The organism is Pseudomonas putida, from assembly GCA_041071465.1.
GTDB lineage: Bacteria > Pseudomonadota > Gammaproteobacteria > Pseudomonadales > Pseudomonadaceae > Aquipseudomonas > Aquipseudomonas putida_P.
Genome location: CP163498.1, coordinates 1,833,617 through 1,854,868, shown reverse-complemented (window position 1 = coordinate 1,854,868; position 21,252 = coordinate 1,833,617). Strand labels below are relative to the sequence as shown.

Annotated in this window: 19 protein-coding genes and 4 pseudogenes; 11 read left to right on the top strand and 12 right to left on the bottom strand. The window is 62.9% G+C overall.

The genetic code is table 11. The features are described 5' to 3' along the window. Window positions 1–8: 8 nt before the first annotated feature. Complete coding sequence (locus AB5975_08550; GenBank protein ID XDR21862.1) at window positions 9–1,439, bottom strand: coniferyl aldehyde dehydrogenase; 1,431 nt, start codon at window positions 1,437–1,439, stop codon at window positions 9–11. Window positions 1,440–1,590: 151 nt separating this feature from the next. Between AB5975_08550 and AB5975_08545 the strand changes: the two genes are divergently transcribed. Beyond that, on the top strand, window positions 1,591–2,256 hold the full coding sequence (locus AB5975_08545; GenBank protein XDR21861.1) for a TetR/AcrR family transcriptional regulator: 666 nt from the start codon (window positions 1,591–1,593) through the stop codon (window positions 2,254–2,256). 35 nt (window positions 2,257–2,291) lie between these two features. Next, window positions 2,292–3,146, top strand: coding sequence for a sulfurtransferase (locus AB5975_08540; GenBank protein ID XDR21860.1), 855 nt, complete (start codon window positions 2,292–2,294; stop codon window positions 3,144–3,146). Window positions 3,147–3,158: 12 nt separating this feature from the next. Here AB5975_08540 and AB5975_08535 read toward each other — a convergent pair whose 3' ends face one another. The 6 genes and pseudogenes from AB5975_08535 to AB5975_08510 form a co-directional block, all read right to left on the bottom strand. Then, a complete protein-coding gene (locus AB5975_08535) occupies window positions 3,159–4,151 on the bottom strand; it encodes a hydrolase (protein ID XDR21859.1) in 993 nt (330 codons plus the stop codon). A 60-nt stretch (window positions 4,152–4,211) separates the two neighbouring features. Continuing rightward, window positions 4,212–5,585, bottom strand: a complete 1,374-nt coding sequence (locus AB5975_08530) for a M16 family metallopeptidase (protein XDR21858.1) — start codon at window positions 5,583–5,585, stop codon at window positions 4,212–4,214. After that, window positions 5,578–6,879 carry a M16 family metallopeptidase gene (locus AB5975_08525; protein XDR21857.1) on the bottom strand — a complete coding sequence of 434 codons (1,302 nt, stop codon included), beginning with the start codon at window positions 6,877–6,879 and terminating at the stop codon, window positions 5,578–5,580. The genes AB5975_08530 and AB5975_08525 overlap by 8 nt, the downstream gene beginning before the upstream one ends. Window positions 6,880–6,971: 92 nt before the next feature. Further along, window positions 6,972–7,574, bottom strand: coding sequence for a 16S rRNA (guanine(966)-N(2))-methyltransferase RsmD (rsmD, locus tag AB5975_08520; protein ID XDR21856.1), 603 nt, complete (start codon window positions 7,572–7,574; stop codon window positions 6,972–6,974). Continuing rightward, complete coding sequence (locus AB5975_08515; GenBank protein XDR21855.1) at window positions 7,574–9,064, bottom strand: M16 family metallopeptidase; 1,491 nt, start codon at window positions 9,062–9,064, stop codon at window positions 7,574–7,576. Before AB5975_08515 ends, rsmD begins: the two co-directional genes overlap by 1 nt. Next, window positions 9,057–10,412: pseudogene (locus tag AB5975_08510) on the bottom strand (M16 family metallopeptidase). The gene AB5975_08515 and the pseudogene AB5975_08510 overlap by 8 nt, the downstream one beginning before the upstream one ends. Window positions 10,413–10,643: 231 nt before the next feature. On the opposite strand from AB5975_08510, the pseudogene ftsY reads away from it, so the two are divergent. The 4 genes and pseudogenes from ftsY to rpoH all read left to right on the top strand — a co-directional run bounded on the left by ftsY (window position 10,644) and on the right by rpoH (window position 14,837). Continuing rightward, window positions 10,644–12,175: pseudogene (ftsY, locus tag AB5975_08505) on the top strand (signal recognition particle-docking protein FtsY). A 2-nt stretch (window positions 12,176–12,177) separates the two neighbouring features. Next, window positions 12,178–12,849 carry a cell division ATP-binding protein FtsE gene (gene ftsE, locus AB5975_08500; protein ID XDR21854.1) on the top strand — a complete coding sequence of 224 codons (672 nt, stop codon included), beginning with the start codon at window positions 12,178–12,180 and terminating at the stop codon, window positions 12,847–12,849. Next, window positions 12,846–13,871, top strand: coding sequence for a permease-like cell division protein FtsX (ftsX, locus tag AB5975_08495; protein XDR21853.1), 1,026 nt, complete (start codon window positions 12,846–12,848; stop codon window positions 13,869–13,871). Before ftsE ends, ftsX begins: the two co-directional genes overlap by 4 nt. 111 nt (window positions 13,872–13,982) lie before the next feature. Then, window positions 13,983–14,837 (top strand): RNA polymerase sigma factor RpoH, encoded by an 855-nt coding sequence (gene rpoH, locus AB5975_08490; GenBank protein ID XDR21852.1) that lies wholly within the window; start codon window positions 13,983–13,985, stop codon window positions 14,835–14,837. A 179-nt stretch (window positions 14,838–15,016) separates the two neighbouring features. Here the strand turns inward: rpoH and mtgA are convergent, their stop codons facing one another. Beyond that, window positions 15,017–15,727: a monofunctional biosynthetic peptidoglycan transglycosylase gene (gene mtgA, locus AB5975_08485; protein ID XDR22943.1), complete on the bottom strand. Its 711-nt coding sequence runs from the start codon at window positions 15,725–15,727 to the stop codon at window positions 15,017–15,019. Between the two features lie 64 nt (window positions 15,728–15,791). Between mtgA and AB5975_08480 the strand changes: the two genes are divergently transcribed. The 5 genes from AB5975_08480 to AB5975_08460 all read left to right on the top strand — a co-directional run bounded on the left by AB5975_08480 (window position 15,792) and on the right by AB5975_08460 (window position 18,676). Then, window positions 15,792–16,163, top strand: coding sequence for a DUF423 domain-containing protein (locus AB5975_08480; protein ID XDR21851.1), 372 nt, complete (start codon window positions 15,792–15,794; stop codon window positions 16,161–16,163). A gap of 102 nt (window positions 16,164–16,265) precedes the next feature. After that, entirely contained in the window at window positions 16,266–16,466 is a 201-nt protein-coding gene (thiS, locus tag AB5975_08475) for a sulfur carrier protein ThiS (GenBank protein XDR21850.1), read from the top strand. A gap of 54 nt (window positions 16,467–16,520) precedes the next feature. Next, window positions 16,521–17,333, top strand: a complete 813-nt coding sequence (locus AB5975_08470; GenBank protein ID XDR21849.1) for a thiazole synthase — start codon at window positions 16,521–16,523, stop codon at window positions 17,331–17,333. A 9-nt stretch (window positions 17,334–17,342) separates the two neighbouring features. Further along, entirely contained in the window at window positions 17,343–18,065 is a 723-nt protein-coding gene (gene trmB / locus AB5975_08465) for a tRNA (guanosine(46)-N7)-methyltransferase TrmB (GenBank protein ID XDR21848.1), read from the top strand. A 458-nt stretch (window positions 18,066–18,523) separates the two neighbouring features. Then, on the top strand, window positions 18,524–18,676 hold the full coding sequence (locus AB5975_08460; protein XDR21847.1) for a hypothetical protein: 153 nt from the start codon (window positions 18,524–18,526) through the stop codon (window positions 18,674–18,676). Between the two features lie 39 nt (window positions 18,677–18,715). Here AB5975_08460 and AB5975_08455 read toward each other — a convergent pair whose 3' ends face one another. The 4 genes and pseudogenes from AB5975_08455 to AB5975_08440 all read right to left on the bottom strand — a co-directional run bounded on the left by AB5975_08455 (window position 18,716) and on the right by AB5975_08440 (window position 21,249). Then, on the bottom strand, window positions 18,716–19,042 hold the full coding sequence (locus AB5975_08455; GenBank protein ID XDR21846.1) for a DUF3392 domain-containing protein: 327 nt from the start codon (window positions 19,040–19,042) through the stop codon (window positions 18,716–18,718). 9 nt (window positions 19,043–19,051) lie between these two features. Continuing rightward, window positions 19,052–20,226, bottom strand: a pseudogene (hemW, locus tag AB5975_08450) (radical SAM family heme chaperone HemW). Then, window positions 20,223–20,818: pseudogene (rdgB, locus tag AB5975_08445) on the bottom strand (RdgB/HAM1 family non-canonical purine NTP pyrophosphatase). Before rdgB ends, hemW begins: the two co-directional pseudogenes overlap by 4 nt. Next, complete coding sequence (locus AB5975_08440; GenBank protein XDR21845.1) at window positions 20,815–21,249, bottom strand: DUF4426 domain-containing protein; 435 nt, start codon at window positions 21,247–21,249, stop codon at window positions 20,815–20,817. The pseudogene rdgB and the gene AB5975_08440 overlap by 4 nt, the downstream one beginning before the upstream one ends. Between the last annotated feature and the right edge of the window lie 3 nt (window positions 21,250–21,252).

The window sequence follows — 21,252 nt, the reverse complement described above, 5'->3', positions numbered from 1 at the left end:
GCTGGCCCTCAGCGGATGAAAAGCTTGTAGACCAGGCGCTGCAAGGCTTTGCCATAAGGCGGGTAGATCAGCCGGGCGGCGTTGAGGCGTTGTTTGGCCAGTACCGCCTTGGCTTTGCTGAAGGTCAGGAAGCCTTCATGGCCGTGGTAATGGCCCATGCCTGAAGGGCCGATGCCGCCGAATGGCAGGTCGTCCTGCGCCACGTGCAACAAGGTGTCGTTCAGGCATACGCCACCGGAATGGCTGTACTGCAGGACATGCTGCTGTTCGCTGCGATCGTAGCCGAAGTAGTACAGCGCCAGTGGTCGCGGGCGCTGGTTGATGTAGGCGAGCGCGTCATCGAGGGTGGAATAAGGCACCAGCGGCAGCAGCGGGCCGAAGATTTCATCCTGCATCACCTGCATGCTGTCGTTCACCTTGGTCAGCAGGTGTGGCGGCAGGCGTCGGCCTTGGCGCGGTTCGTCGGGGTACAGGTCCACCACCTGCGCCCCCTTGCTGCGAGCATCATCCAGCAGATGCTCCAGGCGCTGGAGCTGCCGTGGGTTGATGATGGCGCTGTAGTCTGGGTTGTCGGCGATGCGTGGGTACATGCGCCTTACGACGTTGCGGTAGGCATCGACGAAATCGTTCAGACGCTCGCGTGGCACCAGCACGTAGTCGGGGGCGACGCAGGTCTGGCCGGCGTTGAGCGTCTTGCCGAAGGCAATGCGCTCGGCGGCAACCTCCAGCGGTACATTGGCCGAAACGATGGCGGGAGACTTGCCGCCCAGTTCCAGAGTCACCGGCGTCAGGTTTTGTGCGGCAGCCAGCATGACCTGGCGGCCGATGCTGGTGGCGCCGGTGAACAGCAGGTGATCGAAGGGCAGGCGAGCGAACGCCTGGCCCACTTCGACTTCGCCAAGGACCACGCTGACCAGGTCCTCGGGGAATACCCGTTGCAGCAGTGCTTTAAGGGCCAGGCCAGTGGCCGGGGTCGCTTCGCTAAGCTTGAGCATGACCCGGTTGCCGGCGGCAAGGGCGCAGGTCAGTGGGCCGATGGCGAGGAACAACGGGTAGTTCCACGGCACGATGATGCCAACCACGCCCAAGGGCTGGTACAGCACCCGCGCGCTGGCCGGTTGGAACGCCAGGCCCACAGCCCGCTTGGCCGGGCGCATCCAGCGCCGCAGGTGGCGTTCGGCGTGACGGATGCCTTGCACCGACGGTAGTAACTCGGCCAGCAAGGTCTCATCGGCACTGCGCCCGCCGAAGTCGGCATCGATCGCCTTGATCAACTGCTGTTGGTCTGCAAGCAGCGCTTCGCAAAGGCTTTTCAGCCACTGCCGCCGCTGCGCCGCAGGGGGCATGGGGTTGCCGGCAAAGGCCTTGCGCTGGGCGGCGAACGTGGCGTCGAGGTTGGTGTCGGAATACACAGCAGGCAAGGCAATGGGCGAGGTCAAGGCGGTCTCCCGGCTGAGCTTGAAATCTCTAGAGCCTATACTCTAATTTGTACCATGGTGCGACTATTTTCACAGCACAGAACGGTGCACCCGTGAGGTGAATCGCCGTAAGATGGCCCTTTATTGAAAGCCCGCGAACTGGAAGCTGAGCATGGCCCCGCGCATGAAGACCCGAGAGCGCATCGTGCAGAACAGCCTGGAGCTGTTCAACCTGCAGGGCGAACGCAGCGTCAGTACCAACCACATCGCCGCGCACATGGAAATCTCGCCCGGCAACCTGTATTACCACTTCCCCAACAAGCAGGCGATCATTGCCCTGTTGTTCAGCCAGTACGAAGCGCTGGTGGACAGCTTCCTGCGCCCGCCGCAAGGGCGCGCGGCCACCGTGGAGGACAAGCGCTTCTACCTCAAGGCCTTGCTGGCGGCGATGTGGAACTACCGCTTCCTGCACCGAGACCTTGAGCACCTGCTGGACAGCGATGCCGAACTGGCCGCCCGTTATCGGCGTTTTTCCGAGCGCTGCCTGCGCCAGGGCCAGGCGATCTACCGCGGTTTCGTCGAGGCGGGCATCCTGGCCATGGCGCCGGCGCAGATCGAATCGCTGACCATCAACGCCTGGATCGTGCTGACATCGTGGGTCCGTTTTCTCAGCACCACGCGTGAACATTCCGCGCACCTGGGTGAAGAAGCCTTCAAGCGCGGCGTTTATCAGGTGCTGGTGCTGGAACTCGGCTTCGTCACTGACAGCGCCCGCACTGCCGTGGACGCGCTGTGCCAGGAATTCCATGTACCGTTCAACCAGGCCCTGGAGCATTAGCCCAGGGCACGAGTGCCATCGATCAGGAGATTGTCATGCCCCTTGCGCAATTGATCACCCCGCAGCAGTTGGCCGAGCGTCTGGACTCGCCCAAGTTGGTGATCCTCGACTGCCGCTTTGCCCTCGAAGATGTGGACTATGGCCAACGCAGCTATGCCCAGGGGCATATTGCCGGGGCGCATTTTGCCGACCTGGACCGCGACCTCAGCGGGCCGGTGAGCAAAGGGCGTACCGGGCGCCACCCCTTGCCCGATGCGCAGCGGCTGGTCGCGCGCCTGCGTGAGTGGGGGCTGGACAATGACAGCGAGGTGGTGCTGTACGACGACGGCCCTGGCGCTTTTGCTGCCCGTGCGTGGTGGCTGCTGGCCTGGCTGGGCAAGCGCAGTGGTGTGGCGATCCTCGACGGTGGCTTGAAGGCCTGGCATGCGGCGCACCTGCCGCTGAGCCTGGACCCTGCGCCCAAGCGTGAAGGCACCTTCAGTGGTGAACCTGACGCGAAACTGTTGATCGATGCCGAGCACCTGGGCAAGCGCCTGGGCAGTACCGACCTGACCTTGATCGATGCGCGTGCGTTACCGCGTTTTCGCGGCGAGGTGGAACCGATCGACCCGGTGGCAGGGCATATTCCCGGGGCCCTGTGCGCAGCGTTTACCGACAACCTGGGGGCTGATGGGCGCTTTTTGCCGGCGGACCAGCTCAAGCAGCGCTTTGCCGAAAAGCTCGCTGGGCGGGCACCGGAGCAGTTGGTGTCTTACTGCGGGTCTGGGGTAACGGCTTGCCATAACCTGTTTGCGATGGCATTGGCGGGGTACCCGCTGGGCAAGCTGTACGCCGGGTCGTGGAGCGAGTGGATCAATGATCCTAAGCATGGTGTAGCCACCGGCGAGTAAGCGCTCAACGCTTTATTGGCCGCCCACCAGCCATTGCGGAATCCGCCGCTCCAGGTAGTACCCCGGATTTCGCAGGCTGCCATCGACAAAGCCCACATGGCCACCGCGGCTGTGCAGTTCGAATCGGCTCTGTGGTGCCAGTTCACGGGCGGTTGGCAGGCTATGGCCGGACACGAATGGGTCGTCGCTTGAATGGATGATCAGCGTTGGCGTGCGGTTCTGGCCAAGGAAATAGTGACTCGATGAACGGCGATAGTAGTCATGCGCGTCGCGAAAGCCGTTGAGCGGTGCCGTGACTTTGCCGTCGAAGTCCCAGAATGTGCGCAAGTGGGTCAGTTGGCCCAGGCGTTCCAGTGCCGCCAGCCGCTCATGCTGGCCCTGGTCGTGGAAGTGCCGCTGCTTGAGCTGAACATAGGCCCGCATTTCGCGCATGAAATGCGCCTGATACACCTTGGAGAACCCCTGGCCGATACGGTCGGCGCAGTGGTCCAGGCGAAATGGCACCGACACTGCAACCGCGGCTTCCAGTTGGCTGGCAACGCCGCTCTCGCCCAGGTATTTCAAAAGTACGTTGCCACCCAGCGAGTAACCCACCGCATACAGCGGTGCCAACGGGCGTTGGGCGCGCAGGTGGCTGATGATTTCCGCCAGGTCTTCGCTGGCGCCGGAATGGTAGCTGCGCGGCAACAGGTTGGGCTCGCCTGAGCAACCACGCCAGTTCACCGCCACGCTGGCCCAGCCGCGACCTTGCAACGCTTGCTGCAAGCCTTTCACGTAAGGCGAGTGAGACGAGCCGGTCAACCCATGCAGCACGAGCACCAGTGGCGCATGGGGCTGGTGCGGGCCGTGCCAGTCCAGGTCGATGAAGTCGCCGTCGGCCAGCCACAGCCGCTCGCGGTTGCGCTGTAGTTCAGGCAGCTTGCGCCACAGTGGCCCCCACAGCGTTTGCAGGTGGGGATTGGACAGGCCGATGGCCGGACGGAAGGTGGCGCTGAGGCTGGGCATGCTGGGCGACTCGTGATGTGCCTGCCTAGAGTGCCATGAAACAGCGCCACAGTACCTGCGCTATTGGTCGAGATCTGGCAGAGGCTGCTGGTCGGCCGATGGGCCGACACTGACCAGTACCTTTTCGGCCAGGTGCAGCCTGCGCCGCATGACGGCGCAGACATCGGCCGGTGTCAGCGCGCGGAGACGTTCGACGTAGGTGTCGAGATGATCGGCGGGCTGGCGCTGATCGGTTATGACGGTCAGCAAGGCTGCCATGCTCTCGTTCTGCGCCACAGCGCGCAATAACTGCCCTGCCAACTTTATCCGTGCCAGTTGCAGCTCGGCCTGGGTTGGCCCTTGCTCGATGAAGTCGCTTAGCACGGCTTCAACCAGACGAGCAGAACTTTCCACATACATCGGAGCAATTTCCCAGGTGATGGTGAACAGGCCGCCAGCACTCATGGGTTTCACATCGGTAGCGATGCCGTAGGTCAAGCCGCGACGTTGGCGCAGTTCCCTCATCAAGCGAGATTCGATACCGGCTCCCAGCACTTCGCTGGCCAACACCAAGGCCGGGTACTCTGGCTCATTGGCTGGCACATTCATGGGTAGCGCAAGCAGGACGGCACTGCTGGTACCGGACTGCTCGACGTTGATCGCTGCACGGGTCGCTGGTGGAACGATGGGGAGTTCAGTGGCGCTCCAGCCTTGGGGCAATGCCTGGCTGATGCGTTGTGAAATTGCTTGGGCGTGCGCCAGGGAAAGGTCCCCAACCACCACCATCTCCAGGTTGCTGGCGCAATAACCACGCTGATGAAAACGCTTCAAGTCGGCAGGGGCGATGCCTTCGATACCTTCGCGGGTGCTCCCGAGTGGGTTGCCGTAGGGGTGGCTGTGGAACAAATGCCGGTAGGCCTCGCTTATCATTCTGAAAGAGGGCTGTCGCTCGCGAGTTGCGTTGTTCAGGATCAGTTGCTGCTTCATGTTCTCCAGGGCCGAAGGCGGGAACGTGGGGCATGCGACAAGGTCAATGAGCAGCTCCAACGCCGGCTCGAGCAGCGCGCTCGCGCTGAGGCTACGCAGGCTCAGGGTCGCGTGCTCCAGGCGTACCTGCTTGTCCACGATCGCGCCCAGGCGCTCTAGCTGATCGGCCTGCTCGGTGGCGGTGAAATGCTGGCTACCCTCATCGAGCATGTACAACGTCAGGGCCGCCAAGCCGGGTTGCACGGTGTCCTGGGCCGTGCCGGCCTTGAACCGCAAAATGATGTCCACGATCGGCAGCCCGCGGGCCTCGACGAATTTCACCCCTGCACCGCCTTCGGTGGTCCAGGCATGCACAGGCGTTTGAAGGGATTCGAACTGTTCCAGGTCAAGCCCTTGGGCTGAGACCAGGTTGCCAGGAATGCTGTTGGCTGCAGCGAGCTGCTGCGCCCCTGCGTCTGAATTATTCATCGGCACTTTCCTTGTGATGCATGAAGGTGATTGCTGTGCGCGCCTCGGTGAGGAATGCATGCGCGGTCTCTGCGACCTGCTCGGCTGTCACGGCTTCGATGGCTTGACGCTCATCCTCCAGCGCAACCGGGTCCAGGCCGCAGGTGGCCTGCATGCCAATGAAATGTGCCTGTTTTGCGATGTCATCGCGTTCGAACACCTGCCGGGCTATCAAGCGCGCTTTGGCGCGCTTGAGGTCTGCGGTGGCCGGCACCGACTGGCGGAACGTTTCGATTTCGAGCGTAAGCCTTTCGGCGGCGGCCTCCGGCGTTACCTGCGGGCTGCAGAACGCGTAAAGGGTCAACAGGCTGTCACCGCGCCGCCAGGGTTCATATCTCGACGTCAAACTTTGCAGAAGCGGTTCATTCAGCACCAGGTTGCGCTGCAGGATGCTGGCATAGCCTTGGGCAAGCATTTCGGGAAGCAAACGCAGTGCATAGGCTTGGCTGCTAGAGCTGGCGGTGCATTGGCTGGGGAGGTTGAAACTGATGATCACGGCCGTGTTCAGACCTTGCAAATGCAGGGTCTGGCAGCGCCGGACCTGCCCAGAGGGCGTAGTAGGTACTTGCTGTACAGGCAGGCGATGAGCGGGGATCGCTGCAAAGTGCCGCGCCACCAGCGTTTGCAGCTGTGGCAGGGTAACGTTGCCGGCCACCGCGAGCGTAGCATTGTTGGGGTGGTACCAGGTTTGGTACCAGGTGCGTGCGGCAGCCAGGGTCATATGGCCGAGATCGGTAGCGTGGCCGATCACCGGGGTGCCATAACCGTTGTTGCCATAGGCCAGCAACAGGTGATGTTCCATTGCCAGTGCCAAAGGGTTGTTGTCGACATCCTCTCGTCGTTCTGCCATGACCACTGCCAGCTCTCGAGCGAAAGGAGAAGCGCTGAGCGTGGCGCTGGCCATGATGTCGGCCATTGCCTCCAGGGCGATTTCCAGGCGACTGGCAGGCAGTGTCAGTGGAAAGACGGTAGCCTCGGCGCCGGTGAACGCATTCGGCTCTCCTCCCAAAAGGGTCATCAGGGCTGAATACTGGCCAGCAGCCAGTTTGCTGCTGCCCTCGAACAGCAAGTGCTCCAGGGCATGGGAAAGGCCAGTGTGGCCTTCTGGCTCGTAGCTGGAGCCGACGTGATACCACAACTGCGCGCTGACCAGCGGCGCGCGGTGGTCTTCGCGTAGATAGACGCGCAGGCCATTGGCAAGGGTGAACGCACTTACCGAGCTTGCCGGCAAGGGTGGGGAGGGGCGTTCGGTCATGGTTGAAGTGCTCCTTCGGGAAACAAAGGCGCAGCTTCAACCAGAGCCTGGACGGGGTTGCGGTAACTAAATACACCCAACCCGTCAGGGGGTCAGCCCCGCTGCCAGAGTGCGTAGTGCACTTGGCCGGTCTTCTTCTCGCGGTGCAGGCGCCAGTTGCCGGGCAGTTGCAAGGTCGATGGTGCGGCTTCGCTCTCGGTGTACACCCATGCCTGCTCGTTCAGCCACTGGTTCTGTTCCAGCAGGTCACAGGTATTGGCCAGCAGGTCCTGATGGAACGGCGGGTCGAGGAACACCACATCGAATTGCTGCTTGGCCTGGCCTTGCAGGTAGCGCAGGGCGTCGGTTTGCAGAATTTGCCCGCGCGGGCAGCGCAGGATCTCAAGGTTGTTCTTCAGGTTGGCGATGGCCGCCGGGTTGCTGTCCAGCGCCACAGCGTCCTCGGCCCCGCGTGACAGGGCTTCGAGCACCAGGGCGCCACTGCCGGTGAAGGCGTCCAGCACGTGGGCACCTTCGATGTAGGGTGCCAGCCAGTTGAATACGGTTTCCCGCACGCGGTCAGGCGTTGGCCGCAGGCCTTCGCCTTCCGGCACCGCCAGGCGGCGGCTGCGCCACTCGCCGGCGATGATGCGCAGGTGGCCCTGGCCCTTGCTTTGGCCCGCTTGCGGGCGGGCGGGAGGGGTGGATCTTGGCATTAGTGCTCCGGTACCCCGAGCGGTTGCTCGGAGGGCTTTTCAGTGGGTGCTGGCAGCGGTTTTTGTGGCACTTTCGGGCCAACGGTGACGATCACCAGTTTATCGGCTGACAGGTGTTTGTTCATGGCCGCCTTGACCTGTTCGACGGTGAGGGCCTGGGACTGCTGCATGAAGTCCTCCAGCCAGGTCAGCGGCAAGTTGTAAAAGCCGATTGCGCCCAGTTGGCCGACGATGCTGGCGTTGCTGGCATTGGACAGTGGGAAACTGCCGGCCAGCTCGCGCTTGGCATCGTCCAGCTCCTGCTGGGTAGGGCCATTCTTGAGGTAGTCGGCAAGAATGTCCTGCACCAGCTTGAGCGTGCCCTCGCTGAGCTCGGCGCGGGTTTGCAGGTTGATCATGAACGGGCCGCGTACCTGCATCGGGCTGAACACCGAGTAGACGCCGTAGGTCAGGCCACGTTTTTCACGCACCTCGCTCATCAGGCGGGTTCCGAAGGCGCCACCGCCGAGTATCTGGTTGCCCAGCGACAGGGCTGGCCAGTCCGGGTCCTGGCGGTCGATACCCAGCTCGGCCAGCATCAGGTGAGTCTGCTTGGACGGGAAGTCGATGTGGGTCAGGCCGGCTTTGGCATCAGCGGGCTGGGCCGGTGCGGGCAGCGCCGGGCCTTTGGGCAGGCCGGCGGATACCTGGGCGGCGATGGCTTCGGCTTCGGCACGGCTGAGGTCGCCAACCAGTGCGATCACCGCGTTGCCGCCGGTGTAGGCCTTGGCGTGGAAGGCACGCAGCTGTGCCAGGCTGATGGCCGTGATGCTTTCGGCGGTGCCGTCGCTTGGGTGAGCGTAGGGGTGGTCGCCATAAAGATTGCCGAACAGGGCCTTGCCGGCGATCTTGCCGGGGTTTTGCTTCTCGTATTCAAAACCGGCCAGCATCTGGTTCTTGATGCGTTTGAGCGCGTCTTCGGGGAACGTCGGCTTGCCCGCCACTTCGGTAAACAGCTTGAGGGCCGGCTCGCGCTTGTCCTTGGTGCTGAGGCTGCGCAACGAGGCCACGGCCATGTCCCGGTAAGAGCCGTTGCCAAAGTCCGCACCCAGGCCTTCGAAGCCTTCGGCGATGGCAGTCACGTCCTTGCCGGCCACGCCCTCGTTGAGCATGGCGTTGGTCAGCGCGGCCACGCCTGGTGTACCGCCGTCCTGGCTACTACCGGCAGCGAAGGTGACGCGCAAGTCGAACATGGGCAGTTCGCGTGCTTCGACGAACAGCACCCGGGCACCTTCGGCGGTGTTCCAGTGCTGGATGTTCAGTTGGCGTCGGCTGGGCGCCTTGCCATCCAGTTCGGCCAGCGATTGCAAGGTATTGGCCGGGCGGGCTGCACTGTTGTCGGCCTTGGCCACGTTATCGGCCATTGCCGGGGCGACCAGCACTGCCGCCAGCGCCAGGGCGCGAATGCCCGTGGCCAACAGGGTTGGGCGTGGTGCGCGGCGATTACTCATGAGCGGACTCCTCAGGCAGTACATGGGCAACGCTCAGGCGTTCGCGGGTGAAGTAGGTGCGCGCGGCGTTCTGGATGTCCTGCGGGGTGACGCGCTTGAGCTCGTCAAGCTCGCTGTCGATCAGTTTCCAGGACAAACCGACGGTTTCCAGCTGGCCAATGGTGGTGGCCTGGCTGCTGATGGAGTCGCGGTCGTAGACCAGGCCGGCGATGACCTGGGCGCGTACGCGCTCCAGTTCTTCGGCGCTGGGTGGTGTGGTCTTGAGTTCATCAAGCAACTGCCAGACGCCCTTTTCCACGTCTGCGAGGGTTTTCTGCTTCTGCACGTTCGGCGTGGCCGAGATCAGGAACAGGCTGTCGCCGCGCGTGAAGGCGTTGTAGCTGGACGACGCACCGGCCACCAGCTCCTGGCCACGCTCCAGGCGGGCCGGCAGGCGGGCGCTGTAGCCGCCGTCGAGCAGTGCCGAGATCAGGCGCAGGGCATGTACGGTGCGTGGGTCCTTGGCGGTGGGCAAACCAGGCACGTTGAAGCCGTAGATCAGGCTCGGCAACTGGGTACGTACGTGCAGGGTGAGCTGACGCTGGCCAGGCTCGGCAAGTTCCAGGGGCAGCTTGGCGGGGGCACGGCGCGCTTGGGAATGCTGCCGAAGTACTTCTGCGCCAGGCCCTTGACCTCGTCGGCGGTGACATCGCCGACCACCACCAGGGTGGCGTTGTTGGGCGCATACCAGGACTCGTACCAGTGGCGCAGTTCTTCGACCTTCATGCGCTCCAGGTCGGCCATCCAGCCGATGGTCGGGGTGTGGTAGCCGCTGGCCGGGAAGGCCATGGCGCGGAACAGCTCGAACGCCTTGGAATTGGGCTGGTCGTCGGTGCGCAGGCGGCGTTCTTCCTTGATGACTTCGATTTCGCGGCTGAACTCGTCGGCTGGCAGGCGCAGGCTGGCCAGGCGATCGGCCTCCAGCTCCAGGGCTACGGGCAGGCGGTCGCGGGCCAGTACCTGGTAATAGGCGGTGTAGTCGTCGCTGGTGAAGGCGTTTTCATCGGCGCCGAGGTCACGCAGAATGCGCGAAGCTTCGCCGGGGCCGACCTTGGCGCTGCCCTTGAACATCATGTGTTCAAGCGCGTGGGACAAGCCGGTCTGGCCCGGGGTTTTCGTAGCTGGAGCCGACCTTGTACCAGATCTGCGAGACCACCACCGGGGCGCGATGGTCTTCACGCACCACGACCTTCAGGCCATTGTCGAGGATGAATTCGTGGGTGGGTTGCACATCGGCGGCGAAGGCCGCGAGCGGCAGGCAGAGCGTGCCGAGCAACAGGCCAGCGGCGCGGCGGGCTAGAGCATTCATAAGGTGTTCAACCTGTTCGGCGGCCCGCAGGGTTTAGCGTCGACGGGCCAGGAGGTGCTAGGATACTGATCCGGTTGCCTGGCGACCATGCCTGTCGCCGTTCTGGCCCACAGGACACTAAGACAAAACGTTGCGCATGAACCAGCCGGCTTCAAGATAGTCTGTTCTGCGTAGAGAGAATTCCCGATGCGCCGTAGCTGGCCCATCGCTACCCTGAGATAGCCGTCCTCCATGTTTGGTTCCAACGACGACAAAAAAGCGCCGGCCGAAGCTGGCGAAAAGAAAGGCCTGTTCAGCTGGTTTCGCAAGAAGCCGCAGCAACCTGTCGCCGAACAGCCACAAGCCCCCGAGCCGCAGGCTGCAGAGCCGGTAGCGCCGCAGCCCGCCGTCGAGCGCCCTGAAGCTGCTCCAATGGAGCCGGTGGCTGCACAGGCCCCAGCGCCTGCAACTGAAGCCCCTCGAGCTGCCGAGCCAGCATTGGCCCCTGAGCCTGCAAATGCCCCAGTGGTAGCCCCGGTCCTTGAGTCTGCACCCGCCCCGGTGGTTGCCTCGGCCCCTGAGCCTGCCCTGTCCCCTGTGGACGCGGGGTTGCCTGCGAGTGCGCAGTCTGCCGCCCCGCAGGTCGAAACCCCTGCGCCCGTAGCTGTTCCTGCCACTCAAATCATCGAACCCCCTGTCAGCAACCTGGTCCTGCCCGTTGCCGAAGAGCCCGTCGCGCTCGTCCCTGACCTGGAGCCAAAGGCCCCGCCTGCGATCCCCGAGCGCCCGGTGGCAGAGCCCGTGCAGCCTGAGCCCGAGCCAGCCCCTGTCGCCGCCGCAACCGTTACCGAGCAAGCCAAGCCCGGCTTCTTCGCCCGGCTCAAACAGGGACTGTCCAAGACCAGCGCCAGTATCGGCGAGGGCATGGCCAGCCTGTTTCTTGGCAAGAAGGTCATCGACGACGACCTGCTCGACGAAATCGAAACGCGCCTGCTGACCGCCGACGTCGGCGTGGAAGCCACCTCGGCCATCGTCCAGAACCTGACCCAGAAGGTCGCGCGCAAGCAGCTGGCCGACGCCGATGCCCTGTACAAATCGTTGCAGGAAGAACTGGCCGCGCTGCTGCGCCCAGTCGAACAGCCGCTGAAAGTGCAGGCACAGAACAAACCCTATGTGATCCTCGTGGTTGGCGTGAACGGTGCCGGCAAGACCACCACCATCGGCAAACTGGCGAAGAAGCTGCAGCTGGAAGGCAAGAAGGTGATGCTGGCTGCCGGTGATACCTTCCGTGCGGCGGCGGTCGAGCAGTTGCAGGTATGGGGCGAGCGTAACCAGATTCCGGTGATCGCTCAGCATACCGGTGCCGACTCCGCTTCGGTGATCTTCGACGCCGTGCAGGCTGCCAAGGCCCGTGGCGTCGACGTACTGATCGCTGATACCGCCGGGCGCCTGCACACAAAGACAACCTGATGGAAGAGCTGAAGAAGGTCCGCCGGGTCATCGGCAAGCTTGATGCCGAGGCGCCGCACGAGGTGTTGCTGGTGCTCGATGCCGGCACCGGCCAGAACGCCATCAGCCAAGCCAAGTACTTCAATCAGAGCGTCGAGCTGACCGGCCTGGCCCTGACCAAGCTGGACGGCACTGCCAAAGGCGGGGTGATCTTCGCCCTGGCCAAGCAGTTCAATATCCCAATCCGCTTCATCGGTGTCGGTGAAGGTATCGACGACCTGCGCACCTTTGAAGCCGAGCCGTTCGTCAAGGCTCTGTTCGCCGAGCGAGACTGACCATGATCCGATTCGAACAGGTTGCCAAGCGCTATCCCAACGGTCATGTGGGTTTGCATGAGCTGAGCTTCCGGGCGCGTCGGGGCGAGTTCCTGTTCGTGACCGGGCACTCGGGTGCTGGCAAGAGCACCTTGCTGCGCCTGTTGCTGGCCATGGAGCGCCCGACCAGCGGCAAGCTGATGCTGGCCGGCCAGGACCTGGGCCAGATCAGCAACGCGCAAATCCCGTTCCTGCGCCGGCAGATCGGCGTGGTGTTCCAGAACCACCAGTTGTTGTTCGACCGCACGGTGTTCAACAACATTGCCCTGCCACTGCAGATTCTTGGCCTGTCCAAGGCCGAGATCGCCAAGCGTGTGGACTCGGCGCTGGAGCGTGTGTCGCTGTCCGACAAGGGCGAGCTGTTCCCGGCCGACCTGTCCACCGGGCAGCAGCAGCGGGTGGGCATCGCCCGTGCCATTGTCCACCAGCCCGCGCTGCTGCTGGCCGACGAACCCACCGGTAACCTCGACCCGCGCCTGGCTGCAGAGATCATGGGTGTATTCGAGGACATCAACCGCCTGGGCACCACGGTATTGATCGCCAGCCACGACCTGGCACTGATTGCGCGCATGCGCCACCGCATGCTCACCTTGCAGCGCGGCCGCTTGATCGGCGATGGGGAGGCCGGGCAATGAGCACTACACGAACGCCGAAAGTTTCCGAGCGGGTTGCGCCAAAGCCGGCCGACCCGCAACCGGCGAAGAAAAAGCGCGGCGAAGACGATGACGGACCGGATTTCCGCACGCTGCTGCATGCCTGGCTGGAAAGCCACCGCGCCAGCATGGCGGACAGCCTGCGTCGCCTGGGCAAGCAGCCGATCGGCAGCTTTTTCACCTGCCTGGTGATGGCTGTGGCGCTGAGCATGCCCATGGGCCTGTCGTTGCTGCTGAAGAACGTCGAGCAGCTTGGCGGCTCGTGGCAACGCGCTGCGCAGATTTCGCTGTACCTCAAGCTTGATGCCGGTAGCCGCGATGGCGAGGCCCTGCGCGACGAAATCAAGGGCATGCCCGGGGTCGCGGACGCGCAGTTTGTCAGCCGCGAGCAGGCGCTGGAGGAGTTCCAGCAGCAGTCTGGCTTGGGTGAAGCCTTGCGCGAGCTGCCCGACAACCCACTGCCTGGCGTGGTTGTGGTGACCCCGACCGAGGTCGACAAGCCGGCCCTGGATGCCTTGCGTCAGCGTTTGTCGGAACTGCCGCGGGTGGAAGTGGCACAACTGGACCTGGTGTGGGTCGAGCGCCTGGCAGCCATCCTCAAATTGGGTGACCGCTTTGTCTTCGGCCTGGCCGTGATGCTGATTTCTGCCCTGCTTTTAGTAATCGGTAACACAATTCGTCTACATATTGAAAACCGCCGTGTCGAGATCGAAGTGATCAAGCTGGTAGGCGGCACTGACGCCTACGTGCGCCGGCCTTTCCTGTACATGGGCGCCTTGTATGGCCTGGGTGCGGGGGTGCTGGCGTGGGGTATCCTGGCGTTCGGCCTGAACTGGCTGAATGACGCGGTTGTGGGGCTTTCCGGGCTGTACGGCAGTGACTTCGCCCTTGGCGGGGTGCCAGCGTCCGATGGTCTGTCGCTCTTGATCGGAGCGGTGCTGTTGGGGTATATCGGTGCATGGATTGCCGTCGCTCGTCACCTGAACGAGCTGGCGCCGCGATAGTTTTTACGTGCCAGCATTGACATTTTCTTCACTACGGAACTTGTACCGTCGTTCCAGGTCAATGTTGGCAGCGCCCACAAGGTGCGAGTTTAGTAAGTCGGAGGTTCTTGAATGACCACATCGTTGCAACCTGCCTATGCCCTGGTGCCCGGTGCAAACCTGGAAGCCTATGTGCACACGGTCAACAGCATCCCGCTGCTGACGGTCGAGCAGGAGCGTGATCTGGGCGAGCGTCTCTATTATGAGCAGGATGTCGAGGCCGCTCGTCAAATGGTGATGGCCCACCTGCGTTTCGTCGTACATATCGCCCGTAGCTATGCCGGCTACGGGTTGGCCCAGGCCGACCTGATCCAGGAAGGCAATGTCGGCCTGATGAAAGCCGTCAAGCGCTTCAACCCGGAAATGGGCGTGCGCCTGGTGTCGTTCGCCGTACACTGGATCAAGGCAGAGATTCACGAGTTCATCCTGCGCAACTGGCGCATCGTCAAGGTGGCGACCACCAAGGCCCAACGCAAGTTGTTCTTCAACCTGCGCAGCCAGAAGAAGCGCCTGGCTTGGCTGAACAACGACGAAGTGCATCGCGTGGCGGAAAGCCTTGGTGTCGAGCCGCGCGAAGTGCGTGAGATGGAAAGCCGCCTCAGCGGCCAGGACATGGCCTTCGACCCAGCAGCGGAAGCTGACGACGACAGCGCCTTCCAGTCGCCAGCGCATTACCTGGAAGACCATCGTTACGATCCTGCGGTGCAGTTGGAGGATGCCGATTGGAGTGATAACTCCACCAGCAACCTGCACGAAGCGCTGCAAGGTTTGGATGAACGTAGCCGCGATATTCTCTACCAGCGCTGGTTGGCGGAAGAGAAAGCCACGTTGCATGAGCTGGCTGACAAGTACAGCGTTTCGGCTGAGCGGATTCGCCAGCTGGAGAAGAATGCGATGAACAAGGTCAAGGCACTGATCGCGGTCTGATCGAGCCTGGCCGTAAACAGAGCCGCTTGCCTGGATAGGGTGAGCGGCTTTTTTTTGCCTGTGAGATTTTGGGGCCGCCTTGCGGCCCATCGCGACGCAAGGCCGCTCCTACAAGGGATCGCGGTCGCCTGTAGGAGCGGCCTTGTGTCGCGATGGGCTGCGCAGCAGCCCCCAAAAGCTCAAAGTTTGCGCGAAGTATCGAGCTGCATCAGGTAGCTGGGCCCGCCCAACTGGCTCATCTGCCGGCGAATCCAACCGGCCCGGCTCGCCACATAGGCACTCGGCCGGCTGGCACTCCACTTGATCGGGCTAGGCAGCACTGCGGCCAACTGCGCCGCCTGCTGGCGGCTGAGCCGGCTGGCATCAACGCCAAAGTGATAACGCGCTGCCGCCTGGGCACCAAACACGCCTTTGCCCCACTCGGCGCTGTTCAGGTAAACCTCGAGAATTCGCTCTTTCGACCAGAACAACTCGATCAGCGCCGTGAACCAGGCTTCCAGCCCTTTGCGGAACCAGCTGCGCCCGGACCATAGGAACAGGTTCTTGGCTACTTGCTGGGTCAGGGTGCTTGCACCGCGGACATTACCGCCGCGCTCGTTGTAGGCCAGCGCTGCCTGAATGGCTGGGATGTCGAAGCCCCAGTGGCTGGCGAACTTCTGGTCCTCGCCCGCGATGACGGCAACCTTCAGTTCATCGGAGATATTCTCCCACGGCTCCCAATCGCGCTGCAGGTCGATCGGCTCGCCATTCACCCATGACTGTACCTTGCGCTCGACCATCAGCGCCGTGCCGGGCGGTGGCACCCAGCGGAACACCAGCACCAGCACGATGCTGCCGGCAGCGAACCAGAGCAGGGCGCGGGAGAGGCGACGGATAAGGGTTGGCAGCATGGCGATGGCTTGGCCGTACGGGTGGAAGGGGCCATTATACAGACCCGATACAAGGAGTCGTCCCATGCTTCGCAGCTTCCTGATGCTTGCCGCCTTTTTCGGCTTTACCGGGGTCGCCCTGGGTGCCTTCGCCGCCCACGGCCTGAAAAACCGCCTGACGGCGGACTACCTGGCCATTTTCCATACCGGCGTGACTTACCAACTGGTGCATGCCTTGGCGATCTTCGGCGTTGCCGTGCTCTCGGTGCACTTGCCCGGGCGCCTGGTGGGCTGGGCTGGCGGCCTGTTTGCGCTGGGGATCGTGCTGTTCTCCGGCAGCCTGTACCTGCTAACCCTCAGCGGTCTGGGCAAGCTGGGCATCATCACCCCGATTGGCGGCCTGTGCTTCTTGGCCGGCTGGCTGTGCCTGGGCCTGGCGGCCTGGCGGCTGGGCTGACCCAGTGGTCCACAATCGCGACTAATGGCGCGCACCGCCCTTGGGTTGCAGGACGGTTCGGCGCTAGAATGCGGGCCCCAAAGAACAATGGTGGCCGTGCGCATGCGCATTCAATTGAACGGTGAGCCTTACGAACTGCCTGCTGGCGAAAGCGTTGCAGCCCTGCTGACCCGCCTTGAGCTGGCCGGGCGCCGTGTCGCAGTGGAACTGAACCTGGATATCGTGCCGCGTAGCCAGCACGACAGCACGCTGCTGAACGACGGCGACCAGGTCGAAGTGGTCCACGCCATCGGTGGCGGCTGACAGCAGCCCGGCGGTTCACAAGCAAGCCCAGCAACCTTTTCCCGAGGAACAACGATGAGCAACGTTCGTAGCGACAAGCCCTTCACCCTGGCCGGGCGTACTTTCCAGTCGCGCCTGCTGGTCGGTACCGGCAAGTACCGTGACATGGAAGAAACCCGCCTGGCCACCGAGGCCTCGGGTGCCGAAATCGTCACCGTCGCCGTGCGCCGTACCAACTTGGGCCAGAATGCGGGCGAGCCGAACCTGCTCGATGTACTGTCGCCTGACAAGTACACCATCCTGCCGAATACTGCAGGCTGCTTTGACGCGGTGGAAGCGGTGCGTACTTGTCGCCTGGCCCGCGAACTGCTGGATGGGCGCAAATCGCATGAATCCCGGACGCTGGTAAAGCTGGAAGTGCTGGCCGACCAGAAAACCCTGTTCCCCAACGTGATCGAAACCCTCAAGGCCGCCGAAGTGTTGGTCAAGGAAGGTTTCGACGTGATGGTGTACACCAGCGACGACCCGATCATCGCCCGTCAATTGGCCGAGGTGGGCTGCATCGCGGTCATGCCGTTGGCTGGCCTGATTGGTACCGGCCTGGGCATCTGCAACCCCTACAACCTGCAGATCATCCTGGAAGAGTCCAAGGTGCCGGTGCTGGTCGACGCCGGTGTGGGTACAGCTTCCGACGCTACCATCGCCATGGAAATGGGCTGCGAGGCGGTGCTGATGAATTCGGCCATTGCCCACGCCCAGCAACCGGTGCTGATGGCCGAAGCCATGAAGCACGCCATCGTCGCCGGTCGCATGGCCTACCTGGCCGGCCGTATGCCGAAGAAACTCTATGCCAGCGCCTCTTCGCCGCTGGATGGTCTGATCAAGTAAGAGCAACTGATGACTGAATCGCACGATACGCCGATCACCCCCGACGGCGAAGCTCGCCCGCACCGCCGCATCAAGAGCTTCGTGATGCGCGCCGGGCGCATGACCGAAGGCCAGCAGCGCGGCCTGGACCAGGGCGGCCCGCTGTACATCCTGCCGCTGGCCGACAGCCCGGTGGACTATGACCAGGTGTTCGGCCGTTCGGCGCCGCGCACCCTGGAGATTGGCTTCGGCATGGGCCATTCCCTGTTGGAAATGGCCGCTGCCGCGCCTGAACAGGACTTCATCGGTGTGGAAGTGCACCGCCCGGGTGTGGGCGCGCTGCTCAACGGCGTGCTGACCCAGGGGCTGAAGAACCTGCGGGTGTATGACTGCGATGCAATCGAAGTGCTGAACCGCTGCGTGGCCGACAACAGCCTCGACCGCTTGATGCTGTTCTTCCCCGACCCATGGCACAAGGCGCGTCACCACAAGCGTCGTATCGTGCAGCTGGAGTTTGCCGAGCTGGTACGTCGCAAGCTCAAGCCCGGTGGCGTGTTCCACATGGCCACGGACTGGGAACCGTATGCCGAGTACATGCTGGAAGTGATGAGTGCCGCCCCCGGCTACCGCAACCGTGCGGCCGACGGTACTTACGTGCCACGCCCGGAAGAGCGCCCGATCACCAAGTTCGAACGCCGCGGCGAGCGGCTGGGGCATGGGGTGTGGGACTTGAAGTTCGAGAAGGTGGATTGAACGGCTGAGTCAGCCTATTGATGTGCTAGTGCTTGCAGAAATGCAGGCGAAAAAAACCGCCTTGAGAAAGGCGTTTTTTTGTGAGCAACAGGACTGAGTATCCTGCGCTCTGGGGTTTCACTGAAAACTTCACACAGTCAGCTGATCATAGGGACCTTCGAAAACTGGGTCAATGTGCGGAAGTATCCGGCATCACGTGTGTCGGCGCGGTTAACAGCCTTGATTGGATGATCCAGGTATTATCGCGTCGCTCCTGTGTGTAGATTCAGTGATGGGCCGGGTAGGAGAAGAATTCTGCTTTCCGGCCCCTTCGACATGGCTTGAGAACCATGCCGGTGACACTCTTCGAAGGGCCATCAACCTGGCCACTTCACTGAAGACTTCACACAGTTTTCGAAGGCATCGAAGCGCCAGTTAGATGCTGGAAGACTGGCCCGCCAACACGGAGGCCAAGGCATATGAAGCGTTTGCTTGATGCGCTGAGCCGCGCCTGGAAGCTTGTCCGGATCTTGATAGTGCTCAAGACCGTTCGGGATTTCTGTGGGAGCGGGTTTACCCGCGAAGAAGGCGACGCGGTGCCTGGCACGGGCTTTGCCCGTGTTCGCGGGTAAACCCGCTCCTACAGGGTAAGGCGTTAGTCCGACGGCGGTTCAACCCCTGCGATCAGCCACCACGCCAATCAACACCAGCACCACCAGCAACACCGGTGCCAGCGCGTAGTTGTTGAACTGGCTCAGCCCCTTCACCACCCACGGTGTGGCATAGATCAGCGCCGCACCGCTGCCGATCATCACCATCAATGCCATGAACGGCACGCGCAGGGCACCCGCCAGGCCACCCAGGCGTTGCTCGGCCCAGGCTTTGACATCGGTGCCGAACAGCACCAGCAGGCAGCCTACCAAGGCCAGTGAAATCTCCGACAGGTTGCTGCGGCTCCAGCGGGAAACCGTCGCGAGCAGATCAAGTACCAGATCCATGGGTCATCCTTAGGTCAAGAAATACTGCAGCAGGTCATTGAGGAACAACTGCCCCTTGGCGTGGCCACCAGTCGATCCGGTTCGACCTGCAAAAGGCCCTTTTGTTCGGCGGCGCGGCGTGCCTCGCGCAGTTGTTCCAATGGCAAGCCCGTGCGTTGGGTAAACAGTTCGGCTTCCACGCCATCGGTAAGCCGCAGGGCGTTCATCAGGAACTCGAACGGCAGCTCGTCCACCGGCAATAGCTTCTCGCCGGCCTTGAACGGCTTGGCCAGGTTCAGGTAGTCCTTGGGCAGGCGGGTCTTCCAGGTGCGCAGGATGCGCCCGTCGGCGAAGGTGAGCTTGCCGTGGGCACCTGCACCGATGCCGATGAAGTCGCCGAAGCGCCAGTAGTTGAGGTTGTGCCGGGCGGCGCGGCCTGCCTGCGCATACGCCGATACCTCGTACTGGCGGTAACCGTGCTCGGTCATCAGCGCCTGGCCGGCTTCCTGGATGTCCCAGAGGATGTCGTCTTCGGGCAGCTCTGGCGGTTGGTTCCAGAATACCGTGTTTGGTTCCACGGTCAGCTGGTACCACGACAGGTGCGTCGGCCCCAGGTCAATGGCCTGGCGCAGGTCGCCCAGCGCATCATCCAGCGACTGGTCGGGCAGGCCGTGCATCAGGTCCATGTTGAAGTTGTCGAAGCCGGCGGCGCGTGCCATGCCGGCGGCACGCACCGCTTCATCACCGTTGTGAATGCGCCCCAGCGCCTCCAGCTTGGCCGGTTGGAAGCTCTGCACACCGATGGACAGGCGGTTGATGCCGGTTTGCCGGTAGGCCTTGAACTTGTCCTGCTCGAAGGTGCCTGGGTTGGCTTCCAGGGTAATTTCGATGTCTGGTGCAAACGGGATGCGCTGTTCCACGCCGCGCAGCAAACGGCCAAGGGCGTTGGCGCTGAACAGGCTGGGCGTACCGCCACCGAAAAAGATCGAGCTGATCGGGCGGCCTTGCACGGCGGCCAGTTCCTGGTCGAGGTCGTCCAGCAGTGCTGTGACGTAGGCGTCTTCCGGCAGTTCAGGCCCGGCAGCGTGGGAGTTGAAGTCGCAGTAAGGGCATTTGCGTACGCACCACGGGATGTGGATGTACAGCGCCAGCGGCGGCAGGCTGGTGAAGCGCACCGCGCCGGGAGTGGACAGCGTTGCGATCATGCCAGGCCCAGACGTTGGCGCAGCAGGGCCATGGCACGGGCGCGGTGGCTGAGCTGGTTCTTGTCTGCCGGAGCCAGGTCGGCGCTGGAGCAGCTTCGCTCCGGTACCCAGAACAATGGGTCGTAGCCAAAGCCGTGCTCGCCGCTGGCTTCAAAAAGGATGCTGCCGTGCCACAGTCCTTCGCAGAGGATTGGCAACGGGTCGTCGGCGTGGCGTACCAACGCCAGTACGCAGACGAACTGCGCGCCGCGCTCGGCTTCAGGCACGTCTTTCAACGCTTCGAGCAGCTTGGCGTTGTTCGCCGCGTCACCCTTGCCATCGGCGTAGCGTGCCGAGTAGATGCCCGGCGCGCCGCCGAGGAAGTCCACTGCCAGGCCAGAGTCGTCGGCCAGGGCTGGCAGGCCGGAAATACGGCGGCATTGCGCGCTTTGAGGATGGCGTTTTCGACGAACGACAGGCCGGTCTCTTCTGGCTCGACCTGGCTGAACTCGCCAATCGAGCGCAGTTGCACGGACTGGCCGAGCATGGCCTGGAGTTCCTTGAGTTTGCCGGCGTTGTGGCTGGCCAATACGAGTTGCTGGAAATTCATCATTCGCCTGGGAACACGTCCTGGTTGAAGCTGAGGGAGTTGCTGATCCCGCCGGTTTCGATGTTCAGGTCGAAGGTGACGGTTTCTGGTTGGTCGATCTTGAATTGGGCGATGTAGTACACCGCGCCTTGTTCGGTAATTTGCTTGAACGACAGCGGGCTGCTGCGCCCCGTCAGGTCTTTGACCGTGCCGCTGACCAACGCCGGGGTGGACTTGTTGGCCTTGAGCACGGCAATGTTGAGCACGCCCTGGTTCTTGCTGCGTACAAGACCAGTCGCTGCGGCCACTTCGGGTGTAAGCATGCTCGACGTGAATGCGCTGTAGTGCACCGTCACGTCGCCAAACACTTCCTTGCGCTCGGGGCGGGCGGCATCGGCAGCCAGTACCGGCAGGGCCAGGCACAGGCTGATCAGGAACAGGGCTAGGCGACGCATGGG